The sequence below is a fragment of the Afipia sp. GW821-FHT14H12 genome (genome assembly GCF_058803465.1).
In genome coordinates this window covers 737,096-757,797 of record NZ_JBXAOZ010000001.1, presented here as the reverse complement: position 1 = coordinate 757,797, position 20,702 = coordinate 737,096, and the positions used below count along the sequence as shown (strand labels likewise).

Here is a 20,702-nt window from a genome sequence, read left to right as displayed (position 1 = left end):
AAACACAATAACCTCCCGGGGACTCGGGGGGTAAGAGTCCAGACCGTGAACGTGGGGAAGGAACGGCAATAAGGCGTGCGGCGGGGATGAAAACCGCGAATCAGCGGCCCGTGGAGCCGAAACCGCCCGCGCCTCGCGCGCTCGGCGGAAGTTCCCCGACAGATTCAAACGCCACCTGTACCACCGGTGCCACCACCATCTGCGCGATGCGTTCGCCGCGTCGGATCGTGAAGGTTTCGCGGCCATGATTGATGAGCGGCACGCCGATCTCGCCGCGATAGTCGGCGTCGATGGTGCCGGGCGAGTTCAGAACGGTCAGGCCATGTTTGATGGCAAGGCCGGAGCGCGGGCGCACCTGCGCCTCATAGCCCACAGGCAATGCGATCGCGAGGCCCGTCGGAACCAACACGCGGTCGCCGGGCGCAAGCTGGATTGGCTTGTCTTCCGGCACGGCGGCAAGCAGATCGAGACCGGCGGCGTGCTCGGTCTGGTAGGCGGGCAAGGCAAGGCCTTCGCCATGCGGGAGTTGGGTGACGGCGATCCGCAGCGGCTCGGTCATGGGCGTGCAATGCTTTCCGTGGGTGAGAATGTGTCCGCGATCCGGGCGATCAGGCGCGTTGCGACATCGTCCTTGCTCATGGCGGGCCAGCTTTCCGGCGCGGCCCGGTCCTTCATGAAAATCTGTACAGCGTTGCTGTCGCCGCCCATGATACCGGTTGCGGGTGACACGTCGTTGGCGACGATCCAGTCGCAGCCTTTGCGCGCGAGTTTCGCAGCGGCGTTTTCCGCGACATGCTCGGTTTCGGCGGCAAAGCCGATCACCAGTGGCGGCCGGTTCGATGTCCGTTTGGCGACGGTGGCGAGGATGTCGGGATTCTCCACCATTTCGAGCGGCGGCATGCCGTGCGCGGTTTTCTTGATCTTCTGCGGGCCTGCACTGGCAACGCGCCAGTCCGCGACGGCGGCGGCGAAGATCGCGATATCGGCGGGAAGAGCGCGTTCGACCTCGGCCAGCATGTCGCGTGCGGCTTCGACGCGAATGGTTTTGACGCCTTGCGGGTCGGGCAGGTTCACCGGGCCGGACACCAGCACCACCTCCGCGCCAGCCTCTGCGGCTGCTGCGGCAATGGCGTAGCCCTGTTTGCCGGAGGATCGGTTGGCGATGTAGCGCACCGGGTCGATCGGCTCGTGCGTGGGCCCCGCCGTGATCAGCACGCGCCGGCCCTGCAAAATTGGAGGGTGTGCAGGCTTTAGCAAAGCGAGCGCGCGCGTCGCGATCTCCACGGGCTCTGCCATCCGCCCAAGGCCTGCTTCGTTGGCTTCCGCCATCTCGCCGCGGTTCGGGCCAATGAGGATGCGACCGTCGCGGACAAGCTGGGCGACATTGCGCTGTGTGGCGGCGTTGTTCCACATCGCCGGATTCATCGCGGGCGCGAGCAGGACTGGCTTATTGGTTGCAAGCAGAATGGCGCTGGCGAGATCGTCGGCCAGGCCCTGCGCCATCTTCGCCATCAGGTCAGCAGTCGCGGGTGCGACCACCACGAGATCGCAATGGCGCGCGAGGCGAATGTGCCCGGCGTCGAACTCGCTCTCGGCATCGAACAAGTCGGTGTAGCAGCGACTGTTCGCGAGTGCGCTGGCACTCAATGCGGTGACGAATTTTTCCGCCGCCCGCGTCAGCACGCAACGGACCTCACAGCCGCGCTCCTTCAGGCGGCGGATCAGGTCGAGCGCCTTGTAGGCGGCAATGCCGCCGCCGATGATGAGGGTGACGCGGTGGCGTGCCTGTCCCGGCTCAGGGTGCGGGACTTCCAAAACAGATGAGTTGGGTCGTACCGGCAAAGCCTCGCCTTGCGCCGCGGCTTGCCGCAGGATCACCCGAACCTCGTCCTCAACCGAACGGCCGCTCTGGGCCGCGCGCAGCTTCAGCGCGGTCTTGATGTCGTCGTCGAGCTTGCGGACGGTGAGGCTGGCCATGCGCCAATCTAGCATTTGATTGCAATGCAATCAAACTTTCTTAGAGTGATTGCATTTAGAAGGAGAGCCAGAGAAATCCAAGCAAACTCAATGCGATGATCCAGAGCGCCACTGTCTCCCAATGCCGCCCGCGCCGCTCCGATCGCTCCAAGGCAGCTATCGTATCTGGCGACAGCACCAGTCCATCGCGGGTCATGGCCTCAAATTGCTCCAGCGCGGCGACCGAGCGCGCGGCAATGGCGGGCAGACCGGAGAGAATGCGGCCAAGGTCACCCGCGCCGCTCGCGGCCTGCTGGATGCGGCCAAGCGGGCCGAGGTTGCGCTCGATCCACTCACGCACCACGGGTTCGGCGGTCTTCCAGATGTCGAGTTTGGGGTCGTAGGAGCGCGCGACGCCCTCCACCACCACCATGGTCTTTTGCAGCAGGATCAGTTCAGGCCGCGTCCGCATGTCGAACAGGCCGGTGACTTCGAGCAGCAGTGTGAGCAATTTCGCCATCGAGATTTCGTCGGCGGCGCGGTTGTGGATCGGCTCGCCGATGGCGCGAATGGCTTGTGCAAAATTCTCCACCGAATGATGCGAGGGCACGTAACCCGCCTCGAAATGTACTTCCGCGACCCGGCGATAATTGCGGGTGATGAAGCCGTAGAGAATTTCGGCGAGGAACTGCCGCTCCTTCAGCCCGAGCCGGCCCATGATGCCGAAATCGACGGCTACGAGTCGTTCGTTGCTGTCGACGAACAGGTTGCCCGGATGCATGTCGGCGTGAAAGAAGCCGTCGCGCAGCGCGTGACGGAGGAAATTCTGGATCACCTTGCGACCGAGCGCGGGCAGGTCGAGATTTGCGGCCTCTAACCGGGCGCGGTCGTTGAGCGCGATGCCCTCGATCCACTCCATCGTCAGGACATGATGGCTGGTGCGGTCCCAATCGACGGTTGGCACGCGGAAGTCGGAATCCTCGCGCGTGTTTTCCGCCATCTCCGAGAGCGCCGCTGCCTCGATGCGCAGATCCATTTCCATGGCGACCGAGCGCGCCAGCGTCTCGATGATCTCGGTCAGGCGCAGCCGCCGCGCTTCGGATGAAACGCCCTCCGCTTTGCGCGCGGCGTAGCGGAATGCATTGAGGTCATGGTTGAAGCGCGCGCCGACATTGGGGCGCAGAATCTTGACGGCGACGGGGCGCGTGCCGTTGATGTCCGAAACCTCGGCGCGATGCACCTGTGCGATGGAAGCGGCGGCAACGGATTCGCCGAAATGCGAAAATACTGATGTAATGGGCTTTTCCAAGCCCATCTCGACCACGGCGATGGCCTGGTCCTGCGGAAACGGCGGCAGACGATCCTGAAGACTCTCGAGGTCGCGCGCCATCGCGACGCCGACGACGTCGGGGCGTGTTGCGAGAAATTGTCCGAGCTTGACGTAAGTGGGACCTAATCGCGTCAACGCGTGCGACAGCCGCGCGCCGGATTTCGTACCCCGGCGTTCGATCAAGCGCGCGGCGCGGATCGCGGCCTGCGCGGGTGGAGGCAAGGGCGAGGGGTCGACGACGCCGAACACGCCTTCGCGCGCGAACACGAAAGCGGCGTGCGCAAGCCGGGTGATGTGCGTGAGCGAAGAAATCACAGACGCCAGCCTGAATGCAGCGCGACGATGCCGCCTGAAAAAATCTCATGGGTCACGCGCGAGAACCCGGCATCGCGGATCATCTCCGCGAAGGTGTCGGGCTTCGGAAACTGGCGAATCGATTCGACCAGATAGCGATAGGATTCGGCATCGCCCGTCACGGCCTTGCCGATCTGAGGAATGATGTTGAACGAGAAGATGTCGTAGATCTTGTCGAGGCCCGGCATGGTAACCGAGGAGAATTCGAGGCAGAGGAAACGCGAGCCGGGCTTCAGCACGCGCCAGGCCTCGCGTAGCGCCAGCGGAATCTGCGGCACGTTACGGATGCCGAACGCGATGGTGTAGGCGTCGAAGCTGTTGTCGGCGAAGGCGAGCGCCTCGGCGTTGCCCTCGACGAAATCGACGCGATCATCCAGTCCCTGGGCCTGTGCCCGCTCGCGGCCTACCGCCAGCATGTCGGTGTTGATGTCGCAGACGGTGGAATGGAAGTTGGGGCCTGCCGCCTTGGCCGCGCGGAAGGAAATGTCGCCAGTGCCGCCCGCGACATCGAGCATTCTGAAGGGGGCTTCCCCGCGCGGCGGATTGAGCGTTTCCACCATCAGGTTCTTCCAGACCCGGTGCAGCCCGCCCGACATCAGGTCGTTCATCAGATCGTAGCGCTTCGCGACGTTGTGGAAGACCTCGTTGACGAGGCCCTGCTTTTCGCCGGGCGAAACCTCCCGATAGCCGAAATGTGTCGAATTATCTGGCGCTTGGCTCATGTTGGGCTCTCCGGCGGGCACCATAGCGTGGCGGGCGCAATGGCGCTATCACCTTGGGCGCTCAAGGTGAATCCGAAATGCCCGAATTACCCGAGGTTGAAACGGTCCGCCGCGGTCTGATCCCGGCCATGGAGGGCGTGCGAATCGCTCGCGTCACGGCCCATCGCGGTGACCTGCGCTTTCCGCTGCAAAAGGATTTTGCGGCCCGCCTGAACGGCCACGTCATTACCGGGCTTGGCCGCCGCGCCAAATATCTTTTGGCTGACCTCGATTCCGGCGATGTGCTGTTGATGCATCTGGGCATGTCGGGCTCGTTTCGCGTCATGCAGGGTGACAACGGCAAGATACCGGGCGTGTTTCATCATCCGCGCAGCGAGAACCGCACCCACGACCACGTCGTGTTCGAGATGGGCAACGGCGCGGTGATCTCGTTCAACGATCCGCGCCGCTTTGGCTACATGAAGATCGTGCCCCGCGCGGATCTTGAGGGCGAACCATTCCTCAGGGCGCTCGGCCCGGAGCCGCTCGGCAATGCGTTCGACGCGGCCATGCTGGCGCAGGCTTGCGCGGGCAAGAAGACATCTTTGAAGGCCGCGCTGCTCGACCAGCGCGTTGTCGCGGGGCTTGGCAATATCTATGTCTGCGAGGCGTTGTTTCGCGCGCATCTGTCGCCAAAGCGTCAGGCGTCCACGCTCGCAACGAAAAGCGGCGCGCCGACCGATCATGCCGTGCGGCTTGTTGCCGCGATTCGCGCGGTGCTGAACGCAGCCATTGAAGCAGGTGGCTCGTCGCTGCGTGATCACCGCCAGACTTCGGGCGAACTCGGTTATTTCCAGCACTCGTTTCAAGTCTACGATCGCGAGGGCGAGCCATGCCGCACGCGAGGTTGCCGTGGCACCGTGAAACGCTTTACTCAGAACGGCCGCTCGACCTTCTGGTGTCCGAGCTGTCAGAAGTAGGTTCCCGATATCATGCTGACCTCCGAAGAACTTGAACGCTATGCCCGCCACATCGTCCTGCGCGAAGTCGGCGGGCAGGGGCAGGCCGCGCTCAAGGCCGCGAAGGTTCTTGTGATCGGCGCGGGCGGGCTTGGCGCACCGGCCCTGATGTATCTGGCCGCCGCCGGTATCGGCACGCTCGGCGTCGTCGACGACGACACCGTGACGCTGTCGAATTTGCAGCGTCAGATCATTCACGCCACGTCCGATGTCGGCCGCCTGAAAACGCAGAGCGCTGCTGATAGCGTTCGCGCGCTCAATCCGCATGTCGCGTTCGTTACGCATGAGACGCGGCTTGATGCTTCCAATGCGATGGAGATCATCGGCGGCTATGACATCGTCGTCGATGGCTCCGACAATTTTACCACGCGCTATCTCGTCTCGGATGCCTGCTACCTTGCTGGAAAGACGCTGATTGCAGGCGCGCTCGGGATTTTCGACGCCTCGCTGACGACGATCCGCGCGCATGAGAAGAATGCGGATGGCGAATTCAATCCGACCTATCGCTGCCTGTTTCCGGAAGCGCCGCCGCCGGGCACGATCCCGACCTGCGAGGAAGCGGGACTTGTCGGTGCGTTCGCGGGCGTGCTGGGTTCGATGATGGCGCTGGAAGCAATTCGCGAGATCGTCGGCTTCGGCGAAGGGCTGGTCGGCCGCCTATTGATGATCGATGCGCGCGCGATGCGCTTTGAGACGCTGCGCTATGCGCGCGATCCCGTCAATCCGCTCAACGGCGATCATCCGACGATCAGGGATTTGTCGGCGCACCGCTGAGGTGGATCATAGCATGTTCGGCAGCACGCGATCCGGCGGCTTGTGGCCGTCGAGGAAGGTGCGGATGTTGATGATGACCTTCTCGCCCATGTCGACGCGGCCCTCGATCGTGGCAGAGCCCATATGCGGCAGCAGCACGACCTTGTTGGCCTTGGCGAGGCGCGCCAGCTTGGGGTGCACGGCGGGTTCGTGTTCGAACACGTCGAGCGCGGCACCGGCGATCTCGCCGTCCTCGATCAGCTTCACCAGCGTCGCCTCGTCGATGATCTCGCCGCGCGCGGTGTTGATGATGTAGGCGTCCTTGCGGATGAGCTTGAGGCGCCGGGCCGAAAGCAGGTGGTAGGTCGCGGGCGTGTGCGGACAGTTCACCGAGATGAAGTCCATCCGCGCCAGCATCTGGTCGAGGCTTTCCCAGTAGGTCGCGCCGAGTTCTTCCTCGATCGCCGGGCTGACGGGACGGCGGTTGTGGTAGTGGATCTGCATGCCGAAAGCGTGCGCGCGCCGCGCCAGCGCCTGACCGATGCGGCCCATGCCGATGATGCCGAGCCGCTTGCCGCCGATCCGATGGCCGAGCATCCAGGTCGGCGACCAGCCGGCCCAGTCGCCACTCGTGAGGATGGCCGCGCCTTCGATCAGTCGCCGCGGCACGGCGAGGATCAGCGCCATGGTCATGTCGGCGGTGTCTTCGGTGAGCACCTTCGGCGTGTTGGTGACTGTGATGCCGCGCGCGACGGCGGCGGCGACATCGAGATTGTCCACGCCGTTGCCGAAATGAGCGATCAGGCGCAGCTTGCCGTTGGCATGGCTGAGAATGTCGGCGTCGATCTCATCACTGACGGTCGGCACCAGCACGTCCGCGTTTTGGACCGCGTCGATCAACTGGGCCTTCGTCATCGGGACATCGTCGATGTTGAGCCGGGTGTCGAACAGTTCGCGCATGCGCGTTTCGGTGCTGTCCGGCAATTTGCGCGTGACGACGATCAGCGGCTTTTTCTTACCCGACATTGCTCATCCTTAAGACCGGATTGCCCGGCGTTCAGTCCGCATTAACCGGCGTGTTCGAATGTACGAATTGGACTCCGGCTGCAAGGTTTCCCGTTCCTGTGCCCAAGGTGTCCCGCGTTGAAAGCTTCGGTCCTCTCTATCAGAAGGCCGGATCAAGACAAGAACCAGGATGGCCCGGCGAAGGCAGTTGCGGCGGGATATGGCCCGCGTCTCGTCCGAACGTCTAAGGCCATGGTGCTGCGGTTAAATTACGGAATGCGGATGATGGAATTACGGTCTTCGATCTGGGCAATGCTGATGGCGCTCGCAACCTGGGGAATGACGGGCGGAACCGGGCATGCGGCCAAGGATGTGCAGACCACGAGCGGGTTGCCGGTGCCGCGTTACGTCAGCCTGAAGTCCGATCACGTCAATGTCCGGGTTGGCCCGACCAAGGATCAGGACGTGAGCTGGATCTACACCCGTGCGGGGCTGCCGGTGGAAGTGACGGCGGAATTCGAGAACTGGCGGCGCGTCCGCGATTCCGAAGGCTCGGAAGGCTGGGTGTATCACTCGCTATTGTCCGGCCGCCGTACTGCGGTCGTCACCATGAAGACAAAGGGCGAGCTTGCTGCGCTGCGGGATGATCCGAGCGAGGACAGCGCGGTGTCGGCGCGCCTGCAGGCCGGTGTGATCGCGCAGGTGAAGCGCTGCACCGGGAAGTGGTGCCGTATCACCGGCGAAGGATTTGACGGCTGGATCGAGCAGCAGCGGCTATGGGGCGTTTATGCCGACGAGAAGGTGAACTGATCGCCAGCAAATAAATAATCAGGCGCAATAAAAAACGCCGGCCGGATCATCCGGCCGGCGTTTTTTTGAAAATTGTCGATGCGGCGCAGCGCGCCGTTCAGCGCTTCTTGCGCAACCGCACGACCATATCGACGCGGCTGATTTCGTAGCCTTCCGGCACATCCGGCATCTGCTGCAGCATCAGGTTCTGGTCGGGAATGTCGACCAGCTCGTGATTGCCTTCGAGATAGAAGTGGTGGTGCGCGGTGACGTTGGTGTCGAAATAAGTCTTGGTGCCGTCGACGCTGACCTGACGCAACAGGCCGGCTTCGGTAAGCTGATTCAGCGTGTTGTAGACGGTTGCGAGCGATACCGGGACCTTGGCAAGCGTCGCTTCCTCGTACAGCATTTCCGCGGTCAGGTGGCGGTCACCCTTGCCGAACAAAAGCCAGCCGAGCGCCATGCGCTGGCGGGTGGGGCGCAGTCCGACGGATTGCAACATTTCGTTGACGTCATGCCACGGGCAGCCGGTGAGCACCGGCGCATGGCCATGAACATATCCATGGACGTGACCGGCATCGGTGTGCCCCTCGGTGCTGTCGATCTCGCTCACTTTTCGGACCTCTGAAATACGCAACGCTTGGAAACTAAGTTTCCAAAGATATGCCATATCGTAGCGAAGGATGCAACTACATGCAAGTTTTTCGCAACTGGATCAAAGACTTTGATCGGGGGTTCCGGAAAACCAATCGCTGCTTTGCCTGGCTGAAATGGCTATGTTAGGACCGGTTCGCAACCGGCATCGGGCCGATTGGGGGAGATTCGATGCGCGAGCGGCAAAACAGCTATAATTACGAGGACTTGCTGGCTTGTGGCCGCGGCGAATTATTCGGCCCCGGCAATGCCCAATTGCCTTTGCCGCCGATGCTGATGTTCGACCGGATTACCGAAATCTCGGACACCGGTGGCGAATTCGGCAAGGGGGTCATCCGGGCCGAGCTCGACGTTAAGCCCGACCTGTGGTTTTTCGGCTGCCACTTCAAAGGCGACCCCGTGATGCCGGGCTGCCTCGGCCTCGATGCGCTGTGGCAGATGGTCGGCTTCTTCCTTGGCTGGACTGGCGGCGCCGGACGCGGGCGGGCACTTGGCCTTGGCGATCTGAAGTTCTCCGGTCAGGTGCTGCCGAATGTCACCAAGGTTCAGTATCACATCGACATGAAGCGTGTGATGCGCTCCAAGCTCGTGCTCGGCGTGGCCGATGGCTGGCTTTCGACCGATGGCGAGATTATCTATCGCGCAAGCGATCTGAAGGTCGGGCTTTTTCAACAGGACGCGCCGGCACAGGCCGGAAAGTAATTCAGTGCGGGAGGTGCCTGGATTAAACTTCCAGGCCCGGTGAACGGCCGGACACAAGGCCACAACACGGAATCGAGTGAGGCAAAATCATGCGACGAGTTGTCGTCACGGGGATGGGGATCGTCTCGTCCATCGGAAACAACACTCAGGAAGTTCTGGCGAGTCTGCATGAGGCGAAGCCGGGCATCACGCGCGCGGAGGAATATGCCAAGCTTGGATTCCGTTCGCAGGTGCAGGGCGCGCCGACTCTGAATCCGGCCGAGGTGGTGGACCGCCGCGCGATGCGTTTTCTCGCGGAAGGGGCGGCGTGGAATCATGTCGCGATGGAACAGGCGATCCGCGATTCCGGCCTTGAGGAATCCGATGTGTCCAACGTGCGCACCGGCATCATCATGGGATCGGGCGGCCCTTCCGCGCGCACCATCGTCGAAGCCGCCGACACCACGCGTACCAAGGGACCGAAGCGCGTCGGCCCGTTTGCGGTGCCCAAGGCGATGTCCTCGACCGCGTCCGCAACGCTGGCGACCTGGTTCAAGATCAAGGGCGTGAACTATTCGATCTCCTCGGCCTGCGCGACCTCGAACCATTGCATCGGCAATGCCTACGAGATGATTCAGTACGGCAAGCAGGACGTGATGTTCGCGGGCGGCTGCGAAGAACTCCACTGGTCGCTCTCGGTGCTGTTCGATGCGATGGGCGCGATGTCCTCGAAATACAATGACACGCCGTCGACCGCTTCGCGGGCCTACGATGTGAATCGCGATGGTTTCGTCATCGCCGGCGGCGCCGGCGTCGTGGTGCTGGAAGAACTGGAGCACGCCAAGGCGCGCGGCGCGAGGATTTACGGCGAGATCGTCGGCTACGGCGCGACGTCTGATGGTTACGACATGGTCGCGCCCTCAGGCGAAGGCGCGGAGCGCTGCATGCGCATGGCGCTATCCACCGTGAAGGGGCCGATCGATTACATCAATCCGCACGCGACCTCGACGCCCGCGGGTGATCCGCCGGAAATCAATGCCATCCGCAAGGTGTTCGGCGTGGGCGACAAGTGCCCGCCGATCTCCGCCACCAAATCGCTGACCGGACATTCCCTGGGTGCGACTGGCGTGCAGGAAGCGATCTATTCGCTCTTGATGATGAACAACGGTTTCATCTGCGAGAGTGCCAACATTCAGGAACTCGATCCGGTGTTCGCCGACATGCCGATCGTGCGCAAGCGCATCGACAATGCCAAGGTCGGCACTGTGCTGTCGAACTCGTTCGGCTTCGGCGGCACCAACGCCACGCTGGTGTTCAAGCGACTGGATGCCTGATCTTCAACCCGTCCGCCCGGACGGGTTTTCATTTGCTAGGACGAACCGATGTCGGGATTGATGCATGGCAAGCGCGGGCTCATCATGGGCGTCGCCAACGATCACTCCATTGCCTGGGGAATTGCTAAAACCCTTGCCGCGCATGGCGCGGAGCTAGCCTTCACCTATCAGGGCGAGGCGCTTGGCAAGCGGGTGAAACCGCTCGCGGAATCGCTCGGCGCCAAGCTCGTTCTGCCTTGCGATGTCGAGGATATCGCCAGCGTTGACGCCACGTTCGATGCGATCAAGAACGCATGGAGCAAGATGGATTTTCTCGTCCATGCCATCGGCTTCTCGGACAAGAACGAATTGAAGGGCCGCTATGTCGATACCACGCGCGCGAACTTCTCGCGCACCATGGTGATCTCCTGCTTCTCCTTCACAGAAGTGGCGGCGCGCGCGGCGAAGCTGATGCCCGATGGCGGCGCGATGGTGACGCTGACATTCGGCGGCTCGACCCGCGTGATGCCGAATTACAATGTAATGGGCGTCGCCAAGGCGGCGCTGGAGGCCTCGACTCGTTATCTCGCCGCCGATTTCGGCCGCGATGGCATTCGCGTCAACGCGATTTCGGCGGGGCCGGTGCGCACGCTGGCGGGCGCCGGCATTGGCGATTCGCGCGCGATGTTTGCGTTCCAGCAGAAGCATTCGCCGCTCGGCCGCGGCGTGACGCTCGACGAATTGGGCGGCACGGCGTTGTATCTGTTGTCGGATCTGTCGGGTGGTGTCACCGGCGAGACGCATTTCGTCGACGCCGGTTACAACATCATCTCGATGCCGCACCCCGATGCGCTGAAGGATAACGGCAACGCCGACTAAGCCTCAGGTCGTCAGCTTCGCAGCGGTCTGGAATGCGGGCCGCGCGGCGCACGCATCGAGATAGCGGTCGAAATTCGGCCGTGTCGGAACCATCTTGAACATGCGGATGGCGTAATTGATGCCCGCGCCGATGGCGACATCGGCAGCGGAGAAATCGTCGCCCAGCAACCACGGTCCCTTCTCCAGAGCCTGATCCAGAACGTCGAAGGTTTGCGTCGTGCTGCCCCATGCAGCGCTGACAGCGGGGATTTCGAGCTTGAGGTAGGCCTGCAGGATAGCAGGCTCGATGCAACTCGGCGCAAAGAACATCCATTGTAGATATTTGGCGCGGCGCGGATCGCCGATGGGTGGCGCAAGCTTCGCCTGCGGATAATGGTCCGCGACATAGGTGCAGATCGCGGCTGATTCCGCCATCACGGCATCGCCATCGGCCAGCGCAGGCACCTTGCCCATCGGGTTGATCGCAAGATAGTCCGGCGTCTTGTTCGCGCCGGTGGAGATGTCGGTCAGCACGCGTTCGTAGGGCTCGCCGGTTTCCTCCATCAGCCAGAGCGTGGTGAAGGAGCGTGAGCGCGGCGACCAATAGAGCTTCATGCGAACCTCCCGAAGCAAAATTTGGCGACTGCTTTGAGGCAATCGTCCCAAAAGGGCAAGAGCGAGGGTGAAAATAAAAAACCTCCGCGAAAATCGCGGAGGTTTGTTTTTGATCGGTCTGCTGCCGAGTTTATTCGGCGGCCTGCAGCGTCTGCGGCCGGTCCGCGAGATCGAAGCGGTCGGCATTCATCACCTTGGCCCATGCCTTGACGAAGTCTTTCACGAACTTCTCCTTGGCATCCGCGCTTCCATAGACTTCCGCCAGAGCGCGAAGCTGCGAGTGTGCGCCGAAGACGAGATCGATGCGCGTCGCGGTCCACTTCACGGCCTTGGTTTTGCGGTCTCGGCCTTCATAGGTGTCACCGGCTGGCTGCCATTCCGTGCCCATGTCGAGCAGGTTGACGAAGAAGTCGTTGGTCAGCGTGCCGGGCTTCTGCGTGAAGACGCCATGCTTGGAATCGCCAAAATTGGCGCCGAGCACGCGGAGTCCGCCGATGAGCGCCGTCATCTCCGGAGCCGTCAGCGTCAGCAGTTGAGCCCGGTCCACTAGAGCTTCCTCGGGACGCATGAACTGATGCGTCTTGCCGATGTAGTTGCGGAAGCCATCGGCACGCGGCTCAAGCGGCCCGAAGGAGGCTACATCCGTCTGCTCCTGCGTGGCGTCCATCCGGCCCGGCGCGAACGGCACGGTGACGGATACGCCGGCATCCTTTGCCGCCTTCTCCACACCGGCATTGCCAGCCAGCACGATCAGGTCGGCGAGCGAGATCTTGTTGCCGCTCTCCTTTTGAATCGCTTCAAGCTTGGCGAGTACCGTTGCAAGCTGCTTCGGCTGGTTGACCTCCCAGTCCTTCTGCGGCGCAAGGTGAATGCGCGCGCCGTTGGCGCCGCCGCGCTTGTCGGAGGTGCGGAACGTCGAAGCCGACGCCCATGCCGTCGAGACAAGCTGCGGCACGGTGAGGCCGGAGGCGAGAATCTTAGCCTTCAGGTCGGCGATGTCCTTGCTGCCGAGCGCCGCACGATCGTTGGCCGGAATCGGGTCCTGCCAGATCAGGATTTCCTTCGGCACCAGCTTTCCACGATAGCGGACGCGCGGGCCCATGTCGCGGTGGGTGAGCTTGAACCAGGCGCGGGCGAACGCGTCCGCGAACTGATCCGGATTCTCAAGGAAGCGGCGCGAAATCTTCTCGTAGATCGGGTCGAAGCGCAGCGACAGGTCGGTGGTGAGCATGGTCGGCACATGCTTCTTCGACGGGTCGTGAGCGTCCGGCGTAATGGCGGGAGCGTTCTTCGCCTTCCACTGGTGCGCACCAGCCGGGCTCTTGGTTAGCTCCCACTCAAACTTGAACAGGGTCTCGAAGAAGTTGTTGTCCCACTTCGTCGGCGTCTGGGTCCAGGTGACTTCGAGACCGCTACCGATTGCGTCACTACCCTTGCCAGTGCCAAACCTGCTTTTCCAGCCAAGGCCCTGATCCTCGATTGCGGCGGCTTCCGGCGCGGGACCCACCAGTGACGCATCGCCTGCGCCATGGGTCTTGCCGAAAGTGTGGCCGCCGGCGATCAGCGCGACGGTTTCTTCGTCGTTCATCGCCATGCGGAAGAAGGTTTCGCGAATGTCCTTGGCTGCCGCCAGTGGGTCCGGCTTGCCGTTCGGGCCTTCCGGGTTGACGTAGATCAGACCCATCTGCACGGCGGCGAGCGGCTCGGAGAGCTGGCGCTCGCCGCTGTAGCGTTCATCGCCGAGCCACGTTCCTTCGGGACCCCAATAGAGTTCTTCCGGCTCCCACACATCGGCGCGGCCACCTGCAAATCCAAACGTCTTGAAGCCCATCGATTCCAGCGCGACGTTGCCTGTCAGGACGATGAGATCGGCCCACGAAATCTTGCGGCCGTATTTCTGCTTGATCGGCCAGAGCAACCGGCGCGCCCGGTCGAGCAGCACGTTGTCCGGCCACGAGTTCAGCGGTGCGAAACGCTGCTGCCCGGCACCCGCGCCGCCGCGGCCGTCAGTGATGCGATAGGTGCCCGCCGAATGCCACGCCATGCGGACCATCAGGCCGCCGTAGTGGCCGAAGTCGGCCGGCCACCAGTCCTGGCTGTCGGTCATCAGAGCATGCAGGTCCTTGATGACGGCATCGAGATCGAGGCTCTCGAATTCCTTGATGTAGTCGAAGCCCTCGCCCATCGGATCGGCGGCGGGCGTATGGCTGTGCAGAATGCTCAGATCGAGATGCTCCGGCCACCAGTCACGGTTGCTGCGGCCCTTGCTGTGCATTACGGGGCATTTGCCCGCGCCTTTGTCGTCGGTTTTGGCGTCCATGGATTCTCTCCGATTGCTTTGATTTTGATTGTCCGCCGCGCTGCCCGGCTGCGATCCGTGCCGCAGCCTCCGCGCTTTGACCCAAGGGTCAGTCTGGCGAGTGGATGTGACCGGAGTTTGGATTTATTCCAATATCAGGTCTAGTCGAATTGCCTTTGGCCTCCGATAAGATAATCTGATCGACATGATCACCCTGAAACAACTGCGATATTTGGCTGCCTTGGCGCAGCACGAGCATTTTGGCCGTGCGGCAGAGGCGTGTGCGGTGACGCAGCCCGCGCTCTCGATGCAGATCCGCGATCTGGAGGGCGAACTGGGGCTGGCGCTGGTGGAGCGCCGCCCGGGGGCGGTGACGCTGACCGATGCCGGACGGGACATCGCGAGACGGGGCGAGGACGTGCTGGCGAAGGCGCGCGACCTCGTGGATTTTGCGCACCATCGCGCACAACCGCTGGCCGGTCGGCTCACGCTCGGCATGATTCCGTCGCTCGCGCCTTATGCGCTGCCGAAATTCCTGCCACTCCTGCAGGCGCGGTTCCCCGACCTACAACTCGAATTGCGCGAGACGCAGACGCGGCAAATGCTGGATGAGGTAAAAAGCGGGGCGCTCGATGCCGCCATGCTGGCGTTGCCGGTGCAGGAGAACGACATCGACAGCATTGCCCTGTTCGACGATGCCTTCCTGCTGGCGGTTCCGGCGAACGATCCGCGCGACGAGACAAAGCGCGTCGTGGCAGGCGACATCGAGCAGGAGCGCTTGATCCTGCTCGAAGACGGCCATTGCCTGCGCGATCAGGCGCTGGCGTTTTGTGCCACCGCTTCCGGCGGCCGCAATGCGGGCGGCATGACCTTCGGCGCGAGCAGCCTTGCGACGGTGATGCAGATGGTCGCGAGCGGCTATGGCATCACGCTCATTCCGCAAATCGCCGCCGATGTCGAATTGCGGGACGAGCGCGTGAAGATTTTGCGGTTCAAGGAGCCGCAGCCGGGGCGCAGCATCGGCCTGGTGTTTCGCCGCACCTCGCCGCGCAAGCAGGATTTTCAGGTTCTCAGCGATCTGGTGAAGGAGTGCTTCGCGCCTCGCCGCGACAAAAGAAAAGGCGGCTGAAATCAGCCGCCTTTTGGAATGTGACGTAACACTTCAGAGCGTCAGCGTTCCGGCCTTCGCGGCGGCATAGCGTTCGCCGATCTTCTGCCAGTTCACCACGTTCCACCACGCCTTGAGATAGTCGGCGCGGCGGTTCTGGTAGTTCAGATAATAGGCGTGCTCCCACACGTCGTTGCCGAGTAGTACGCGCTTGCCGTACATCAGCGGCGTGTCCTGATTGGGCAGCGCCTCGATGCTGAGCTTGCCCTCTTTGTTGACGGTGACGAACACCCAGCCGGAGCCGAACTGGCCGGCGCCTGCGGTGTTGAACGCCGTCTTCATCTTGTCGAGATCGCCGAAGTCGCGGTTGATCGCCGCAAGAACCTCGCCCTCCGGTGCGCCGCCATTCGCCCCCATGATTTCCCAGAACATCGTGTGGTTGGCGTGGCCGCCGAGATTGTTGCGGACGCCGACGCGGATGCCGTCCGGCACGTTGACGAGGTTGGCGAGGATGGTCTCGATCGGCGTCTGGCCGAGCTGCGGCGCGGTCTTGGCGAAATTGTTCATGTTGGCGACATAAGCGCCGTGATGCTTGTCATGGTGGATTTCCATGGTCTTCGCATCGATATGCGGCTCAAGCACGTTGGTCGCGTAAGACAGCGGCGGCAGTTTGAAGGGGCCCTCGGCTGCGGCCGGTGCGGTGGGAGCCTGTGCGAGCGTGATGCGGGGCAATGCGGCTGTGGCGATAAGGCCGGCAGCCCCGGTGAACAGATGGCGGCGGGAAAGGCTGATCATACGAACGTCTCCCTGATGGGTCGTGCGCGAGTCGTCGCGCGATTGCTGAGGCTACGCCAGCGCTGCTGCGGGCGTCGCGCTATCCCAACAAAAAAGAGGCGGCAAAATGCCGCCTCTTCGCAAACTTTTGATTGGTCGCTTGACCGCCTTACTCGGCGGCGGGGGCGTTCTCGGCCTTCTGCTTGGCCTCGAGGTCCTCGCCAGTCTCCTGGTTGACCGCTTTCATCGACAGGCGGACCTTGCCGCGATCGTCGAGGCCGAGCAGCTTGACCTTGACCTTGTCGCCTTCCTTGACGACGTCGGAGGTCTTCTGCACGCGGTTCGCCGCGAGCTGGCTGATGTGAACGAGGCCGTCCTTCGGGCCGAAGAAGTTCACGAACGCCCCGAACTCCATCACCTTGACGACAGTGCCGTCGTAGATCTGGCCGACTTCCGGCTCCGAGGTGATCGACTTGATCCACTTGATCGCCGCGCGGATCGATTCGCCATTGGCGGAAGCGACCTTCACGGTGCCATCGTCCTCGATGTTGATCTTGGCGCCGGTCTTTTCGACGATCTCGCGGATCACCTTGCCGCCGGTGCCGATCACGTCGCGGATCTTGTCGGTCGGGATCTGCAGCACTTCGATGCGCGGCGCATGTTCGCCAAGCTCCGCACGCGCGGCGGTGAGGGCCTTCGCCATCTCGCCGAGGATGTGGATGCGGCCGTCCTTGGCCTGCGTCAAAGCGATCTTCATGATCTCTTCGGTGATGCCGGCGATCTTGATGTCCATCTGCAGCGAAGTGACACCCTTGTCGGTGCCTGCCACCTTGAAGTCCATGTCGCCGAGATGATCCTCGTCGCCGAGGATGTCGGAGAGAACCGCGAAACGCGAGCCTTCGAGGATCAGGCCCATCGCGATGCCCGCGGTCGGCCGCTTCAGCGGCACGCCGGCGTCCATCAGCGCGAGCGAGGAGCCGCACACCGTCGCCATCGAGGACGAGCCGTTCGACTCGGTGATCTCCGAGACCACGCGCAGCGTGTACGGAAACTCGTGGTGCGCCGGCAGGACCGGATGAATCGCGCGCCAAGCCAGCTTGCCGTGGCCGATTTCGCGGCGGCCCGGCGAGCCGATGCGGCCCGTTTCACCGACCGAGAAGGGCGGGAAGTTGTAATGCAGCAGGAAGGTTTCCTTGTACGTGCCCGAGAGCGCGTCGATGTACTGCTCGTCCTCGCCGGTGCCGAGCGTGGTCACGACCAGCGCCTGGGTCTCGCCGCGGGTGAACAGCGCCGAACCGTGGGCGCGCGGCAGCACGCCGACTTCCGCCACGATCGGGCGGACGGTCTTGACGTCGCGGCCGTCGATGCGGAGGCCCGTGTCGAGGATGTTGTTGCGGACGACGTCCGCTTCCAACTCCTTGAACACGCCGGCGACGCGCAGCTTGTCGAACTTCGGCTCCTGACCTTCGGGGAAGAAGTGGTCCATGACCTTCTTCTTCACCGCGCCGACCGCCGCATAGCGATCCTGCTTCACCGGAATCGCGTAGGCCTTACGCAGTTCGGCTTCGCCGACGGCGCGCATGTCCTTTTCGATTTCGGAATTGTCGATCGTCTCGATCTCGCGCGGCTCTTTGGCGGCCTTCTCGGCGAGGTCGATGATCGCCTTGATCACCGGCTGGAAGTGGCGATGACCGAACATCACGGCGCCGAGCATCACCTCTTCAGGCAATTCCTTGGCTTCGGATTCGACCATGAGCACGGCGTCGGCAGTGCCAGCAACGACGAGGTCGAGCTGGGTGTCGGCCATCTCATCCAGCGTCGGATTGAGAATGAACTCGTTGTTGACGAAGGCGACGCGGGCCGCACCGATCGGGCCCATGAACGGCACGCCGGAGAGCGTCAGCGCGGCGGAGGCCGCGACCATCGCAACGATGTCCGGATCGTTTTCCATGTCGTGCGACAGGGTGGTGACGATCACCTGAGTGTCGCAGCGATAGCCCTTGATGAACAGCGGGCGGATCGGACGGTCGATCAGGCGGGAAACCAGCGTTTCCTTCTCGGAGGGACGGCCCTCGCGCTTGAAGTAACCGCCGGGAATGCGGCCGGCTGCGAAGGTCTTTTCCTGGTAGTTCACGGTGAGCGGCAGGAAGTCGATGCCTTCCTTCGGGGTCTTCGCGGAGACGACAGTCGCGATGACGACGGTTTCGCCATAGGTGGCGATTACGGCGCCGTCGGCCTGACGCGCGACTTTGCCGGTTTCGAGCTTGAGCGGGCGTCCGCCCCAGTCGAGTTCGACGGAATGGGTATTAAACATTCGAGTGTTCTTTCATCGTTTTCGGAAAATCAGGCTGGCCGGAAAATGCAAAAGCCATGCGCAAGATTGCGAGACGTTGAGCGCGAGGGCTTCAGCGTCCGGCGATCCTGCCATGGCTTCTGAATTTTGCGATGGCTGCCATCCTTCCGATGGTGCGGGCACCTTGCCCGTCGTGCCCAGCCGCCGGATTGCTGCTGGGTTTCACGCAAGCAAGCCATGCTTTGCGTGTTCGTACAGTGTCGGCCGTCTCCGGATGCGAATCCATGTTCGCGCCGGTGGCGGCCGGTAGCGCGGCTTTAGCGGCGGATGTTGTGCTTCTCAAGCAGCGCCTTGTAGCGCGCCTCGTCCTTCTTCTTCACATAATCGAGAAGCGAACGGCGCGTGGAGACGAGCTTCAGGAGGCCACGGCGGGAATGGTTGTCCTTGCTGTGGGTCTTGAAATGCTCGGTGAGGTTGGCGATGCGCTCGGAGAGGATCGCAACCTGAACTTCCGGCGAACCCGTGTCGCCGGCCTTCTTGGCATTGGTCTTGATGACTTCCGCTTTACGTTCTGCGGTAATCGACATCGTCAAATATCCTTAACTGCGGTCCGGGTTCGCAACGAGCCCGGTGAGGTTGAACACACGCTTGGGGATGAGTTCGCCATTGCCAAGCTCGGCGAGGGCCAGAAGCCTTCCTCCGACGGTGACATAGACTGTGCCGTTTAGAATTGGCGCATCCCGTCCGCGCAACAAAACCGCCTGGCCTCTTGCAAGCCTTGCGGCATCCGCCCGAGTGACGGCCAGTGCCGGGATGTCGTCCAGCGCGGTCTCAACGGGCAAAAGCGCGTCGGCGAGGCTGCCCTCGCCAGACGCGGCTCTATCGCACAAAGCCTCCAATTCCGCCAGCGGAATCATGTCGTCCTCAGTGAACGGGCCGCACTGGGTGCGCCGGAGTGCCGAAATATGCCCGTAGCAGCCCAGAAGGCGGCCCATATCGCGGGCCAGCGCCCGGACATAGGTTCCCTTGCCGCATTCGGTCTCGAACACCGAATGATCCTTATCCGATTGTTCCGTAAAGATTAATTCGTGAATCTCGACCTCGCGGGGCTGCAGGACGACGGTTTCGCCGTCACGGGCAAGATCATAGGCCCGCTCGCCCTGGATCTTGATGGCCGAGAACTGCGGCGGGGTCTGCTGGATCACGCCCGTGAAGCGGGGCAGGATCATCCGGATGTCCTCGGCTGTGGGCCGGGCATCGGAGGTCTGGGTTGGCCGGCCCTCGACGTCATCGGTGTCGCGTTCCTCGCCCCAGCGGACCGTGAAGCGATAGCGCTTGCGGCCATCCATCACGAAGGGAACGGTCTTGGTGGCTTCGCCCAGCGCAATCGGCAGCCCGCCTGAGGCGAGCGGATCGAGCGTGCCGGCGTGACCGACGCGCTTGGCGTTGAACAGCCGCTTCAGCACCGCGACCGCATGGGTTGAGGTCATGCCGACAGGCTTGTCGAGAATGACCCAGCCGTGCACGTCGCGGCGGTCGCGCTTGAACTGCTGTTTCTTCTGGCGCGGGCGATTCCCGCCTGCGTCAGTGCGATCATGAGCAGGCGTATCCGCCAAAATATTTTTTTCAGAAGCCGCATGAGAATCGCCATGTGGCGTCTCGCGCGTGCCCTGAGCGGGTGTTGCAGTCATCAAGTGTCATCCGAATCATGGTTGAGATCTTTTTGGACCGCAGGCGTTCGCAATAATTTCTCGATCCGTTCCGCTTCGTCGAATCGCTCGTCGGCGCGGAAGCGAAGATCAGGTGCGAATTTCAGGTTAACGCGGTGCGCAACCTCGCCACGCAGGAATTTCTTGTTGTGCGCAAGTGCTGCGATCACAGCATCCGTATCGTGCCCACCGAGTGGCATCACATAAACCGTCGCAAGCTTGAGATCGGGCGACATCCGCACTTCGGGCACGGTGATGATGTGACCGCTCAGCGTGTCGTCATGCACACCGCCCTGAGAGAGGATGTCGGAGATCGCATGCCGGATCAGTTCGCCGACGCGCAACTGACGCTGCGAACCGCCGGCCGGTCCCGATGATGAATTGCCGCGCTGATGACGGGGCATGAGCTGAATTCCTGATATGAGAAGCGTCATGCCCGGGCTTGACCCGGGCATCCATCTTCTCCGTTTAAGTGCCGCTTTTCAGGCAAT

Annotated in this window: 20 protein-coding genes; 7 read left to right on the top strand and 13 right to left on the bottom strand. The window is 62.6% G+C overall.

Annotation, left to right across the window (positions count from 1 at the left end; all coding sequences use genetic code 11):
- Nucleotides 1-100 precede the first annotated feature (100 nt).
- Genes dut through ubiE form a run of 4 tightly spaced genes read right to left on the bottom strand, consistent with a single transcriptional unit; the run spans nt 101 to nt 4,362 of the window.
- Nucleotides 101-559, bottom strand: a complete 459-nt coding sequence (dut, locus tag AC1RNA_RS03775; protein ID WP_492950314.1) for a dUTP diphosphatase — start codon at nt 557-559, stop codon at nt 101-103.
- Nucleotides 556-1,977 carry a bifunctional phosphopantothenoylcysteine decarboxylase/phosphopantothenate--cysteine ligase CoaBC gene (gene coaBC / locus AC1RNA_RS03770; protein WP_492950313.1) on the bottom strand — a complete coding sequence of 474 codons (1,422 nt, stop codon included), beginning with the start codon at nt 1,975-1,977 and terminating at the stop codon, nt 556-558. The genes dut and coaBC overlap by 4 nt, the downstream gene beginning before the upstream one ends.
- Before the next feature lie 55 nt (nt 1,978-2,032).
- Nucleotides 2,033-3,601 (bottom strand): 2-polyprenylphenol 6-hydroxylase, encoded by a 1,569-nt coding sequence (gene ubiB / locus AC1RNA_RS03765; protein WP_492950312.1) that lies wholly within the window; start codon nt 3,599-3,601, stop codon nt 2,033-2,035.
- A complete protein-coding gene (gene ubiE, locus AC1RNA_RS03760; protein WP_492950311.1) occupies nt 3,598-4,362 on the bottom strand; it encodes a bifunctional demethylmenaquinone methyltransferase/2-methoxy-6-polyprenyl-1,4-benzoquinol methylase UbiE in 765 nt (254 codons plus the stop codon). Before ubiE ends, ubiB begins: the two co-directional genes overlap by 4 nt.
- A 77-nt stretch (nt 4,363-4,439) precedes the next feature.
- Between ubiE and mutM the strand changes: the two genes are divergently transcribed.
- Nucleotides 4,440-5,321, top strand: a complete 882-nt coding sequence (gene mutM / locus AC1RNA_RS03755) for a bifunctional DNA-formamidopyrimidine glycosylase/DNA-(apurinic or apyrimidinic site) lyase (RefSeq protein ID WP_492950310.1) — start codon at nt 4,440-4,442, stop codon at nt 5,319-5,321.
- Between the two features lie 12 nt (nt 5,322-5,333).
- On the top strand, nt 5,334-6,134 hold the full coding sequence (locus tag AC1RNA_RS03750) for a HesA/MoeB/ThiF family protein (protein ID WP_492950309.1): 801 nt from the start codon (nt 5,334-5,336) through the stop codon (nt 6,132-6,134).
- A gap of 6 nt (nt 6,135-6,140) precedes the next feature.
- Here AC1RNA_RS03750 and AC1RNA_RS03745 read toward each other — a convergent pair whose 3' ends face one another.
- Nucleotides 6,141-7,139 (bottom strand): 2-hydroxyacid dehydrogenase, encoded by a 999-nt coding sequence (locus AC1RNA_RS03745; RefSeq protein WP_009338781.1) that lies wholly within the window; start codon nt 7,137-7,139, stop codon nt 6,141-6,143.
- 297 nt (nt 7,140-7,436) lie between these two features.
- Here AC1RNA_RS03745 and AC1RNA_RS03740 point away from each other — a divergent pair, with 297 nt between their 5' ends.
- Nucleotides 7,437-7,928 (top strand): SH3 domain-containing protein, encoded by a 492-nt coding sequence (locus AC1RNA_RS03740; RefSeq protein WP_433994122.1) that lies wholly within the window; start codon nt 7,437-7,439, stop codon nt 7,926-7,928.
- A gap of 97 nt (nt 7,929-8,025) precedes the next feature.
- Here AC1RNA_RS03740 and irrA read toward each other — a convergent pair whose 3' ends face one another.
- Complete coding sequence (irrA, locus tag AC1RNA_RS03735; protein ID WP_009338783.1) at nt 8,026-8,520, bottom strand: iron response transcriptional regulator IrrA; 495 nt, start codon at nt 8,518-8,520, stop codon at nt 8,026-8,028.
- A 212-nt stretch (nt 8,521-8,732) separates the two neighbouring features.
- On the opposite strand from irrA, the gene fabA reads away from it, so the two are divergent.
- The 3 genes from fabA to fabI all read left to right on the top strand — a co-directional run bounded on the left by fabA (nt 8,733) and on the right by fabI (nt 11,434).
- Nucleotides 8,733-9,263, top strand: a complete 531-nt coding sequence (fabA, locus tag AC1RNA_RS03730; RefSeq protein WP_009338784.1) for a 3-hydroxyacyl-[acyl-carrier-protein] dehydratase FabA — start codon at nt 8,733-8,735, stop codon at nt 9,261-9,263.
- 89 nt (nt 9,264-9,352) lie between these two features.
- Nucleotides 9,353-10,576 (top strand): beta-ketoacyl-ACP synthase I, encoded by a 1,224-nt coding sequence (fabB, locus tag AC1RNA_RS03725; RefSeq protein WP_048757697.1) that lies wholly within the window; start codon nt 9,353-9,355, stop codon nt 10,574-10,576.
- 48 nt (nt 10,577-10,624) lie between these two features.
- Entirely contained in the window at nt 10,625-11,434 is an 810-nt protein-coding gene (gene fabI / locus AC1RNA_RS03720; protein WP_492950308.1) for an enoyl-ACP reductase FabI, read from the top strand.
- 3 nt (nt 11,435-11,437) lie between these two features.
- Here the strand turns inward: fabI and AC1RNA_RS03715 are convergent, their stop codons facing one another.
- Entirely contained in the window at nt 11,438-12,028 is a 591-nt protein-coding gene (locus tag AC1RNA_RS03715) for a glutathione S-transferase family protein (protein WP_492950307.1), read from the bottom strand.
- 130 nt (nt 12,029-12,158) lie between these two features.
- The gene (gene katG / locus AC1RNA_RS03710; protein WP_492950306.1) at nt 12,159-14,348 is read right to left on the bottom strand and encodes a catalase/peroxidase HPI; all 2,190 of its coding nucleotides are present in this window, start codon (nt 14,346-14,348) and stop codon (nt 12,159-12,161) included.
- Nucleotides 14,349-14,532: 184 nt separating this feature from the next.
- On the opposite strand from katG, the gene AC1RNA_RS03705 reads away from it, so the two are divergent.
- On the top strand, nt 14,533-15,456 hold the full coding sequence (locus tag AC1RNA_RS03705) for a LysR substrate-binding domain-containing protein (protein WP_492950305.1): 924 nt from the start codon (nt 14,533-14,535) through the stop codon (nt 15,454-15,456).
- Nucleotides 15,457-15,489: 33 nt separating this feature from the next.
- Here the strand turns inward: AC1RNA_RS03705 and AC1RNA_RS03700 are convergent, their stop codons facing one another.
- The 5 genes from AC1RNA_RS03700 to rbfA all read right to left on the bottom strand — a co-directional run bounded on the left by AC1RNA_RS03700 (nt 15,490) and on the right by rbfA (nt 20,615).
- Complete coding sequence (locus AC1RNA_RS03700; RefSeq protein WP_048757692.1) at nt 15,490-16,230, bottom strand: superoxide dismutase; 741 nt, start codon at nt 16,228-16,230, stop codon at nt 15,490-15,492.
- A 148-nt stretch (nt 16,231-16,378) separates the two neighbouring features.
- Nucleotides 16,379-18,523 carry a polyribonucleotide nucleotidyltransferase gene (gene pnp / locus AC1RNA_RS03695; RefSeq protein ID WP_048757691.1) on the bottom strand — a complete coding sequence of 715 codons (2,145 nt, stop codon included), beginning with the start codon at nt 18,521-18,523 and terminating at the stop codon, nt 16,379-16,381.
- A gap of 296 nt (nt 18,524-18,819) precedes the next feature.
- Entirely contained in the window at nt 18,820-19,089 is a 270-nt protein-coding gene (gene rpsO / locus AC1RNA_RS03690) for a 30S ribosomal protein S15 (protein WP_009338792.1), read from the bottom strand.
- Between the two features lie 12 nt (nt 19,090-19,101).
- Nucleotides 19,102-20,193, bottom strand: coding sequence for a tRNA pseudouridine(55) synthase TruB (gene truB, locus AC1RNA_RS03685; RefSeq protein WP_492950304.1), 1,092 nt, complete (start codon nt 20,191-20,193; stop codon nt 19,102-19,104).
- Nucleotides 20,193-20,615, bottom strand: a complete 423-nt coding sequence (rbfA, locus tag AC1RNA_RS03680; RefSeq protein WP_009338794.1) for a 30S ribosome-binding factor RbfA — start codon at nt 20,613-20,615, stop codon at nt 20,193-20,195. The genes truB and rbfA overlap by 1 nt, the downstream gene beginning before the upstream one ends.
- Nucleotides 20,616-20,702: the final 87 nt, after the last annotated feature.

Excerpts from the sequence above, each read along its gene's own strand:
- dut (WP_492950314.1), bottom strand. The coding sequence starts at position 559 with ATGACCGAGCCGCTGCGGATCGCCGTCACCCAACTCCCGCATGGCGAA.
- coaBC (WP_492950313.1), bottom strand. The coding sequence starts at position 1,977 with ATGGCCAGCCTCACCGTCCGCAAGCTCGACGACGACATCAAGACCGCG.
- ubiE (WP_492950311.1), bottom strand. The coding sequence starts at position 4,362 with ATGAGCCAAGCGCCAGATAATTCGACACATTTCGGCTATCGGGAGGTT.
- mutM (WP_492950310.1), top strand. The coding sequence starts at position 4,440 with ATGCCCGAATTACCCGAGGTTGAAACGGTCCGCCGCGGTCTGATCCCG.
- AC1RNA_RS03750 (WP_492950309.1), top strand. The coding sequence starts at position 5,334 with ATGCTGACCTCCGAAGAACTTGAACGCTATGCCCGCCACATCGTCCTG.
- AC1RNA_RS03745 (WP_009338781.1), bottom strand. The coding sequence starts at position 7,139 with ATGTCGGGTAAGAAAAAGCCGCTGATCGTCGTCACGCGCAAATTGCCG.
- AC1RNA_RS03740 (WP_433994122.1), top strand. The coding sequence starts at position 7,437 with ATGGCGCTCGCAACCTGGGGAATGACGGGCGGAACCGGGCATGCGGCC.
- fabA (WP_009338784.1), top strand. The coding sequence starts at position 8,733 with ATGCGCGAGCGGCAAAACAGCTATAATTACGAGGACTTGCTGGCTTGT.
- fabB (WP_048757697.1), top strand. The coding sequence starts at position 9,353 with ATGCGACGAGTTGTCGTCACGGGGATGGGGATCGTCTCGTCCATCGGA.
- fabI (WP_492950308.1), top strand. The coding sequence starts at position 10,625 with ATGTCGGGATTGATGCATGGCAAGCGCGGGCTCATCATGGGCGTCGCC.
- AC1RNA_RS03715 (WP_492950307.1), bottom strand. The coding sequence starts at position 12,028 with ATGAAGCTCTATTGGTCGCCGCGCTCACGCTCCTTCACCACGCTCTGG.
- katG (WP_492950306.1), bottom strand. The coding sequence starts at position 14,348 with ATGGACGCCAAAACCGACGACAAAGGCGCGGGCAAATGCCCCGTAATG.
- AC1RNA_RS03705 (WP_492950305.1), top strand. The coding sequence starts at position 14,533 with ATGATCACCCTGAAACAACTGCGATATTTGGCTGCCTTGGCGCAGCAC.
- AC1RNA_RS03700 (WP_048757692.1), bottom strand. The coding sequence starts at position 16,230 with ATGATCAGCCTTTCCCGCCGCCATCTGTTCACCGGGGCTGCCGGCCTT.
- pnp (WP_048757691.1), bottom strand. The coding sequence starts at position 18,523 with ATGTTTAATACCCATTCCGTCGAACTCGACTGGGGCGGACGCCCGCTC.
- rpsO (WP_009338792.1), bottom strand. The coding sequence starts at position 19,089 with ATGTCGATTACCGCAGAACGTAAAGCGGAAGTCATCAAGACCAATGCC.
- truB (WP_492950304.1), bottom strand. The coding sequence starts at position 20,193 with ATGACTGCAACACCCGCTCAGGGCACGCGCGAGACGCCACATGGCGAT.
- rbfA (WP_009338794.1), bottom strand. The coding sequence starts at position 20,615 with ATGCCCCGTCATCAGCGCGGCAATTCATCATCGGGACCGGCCGGCGGT.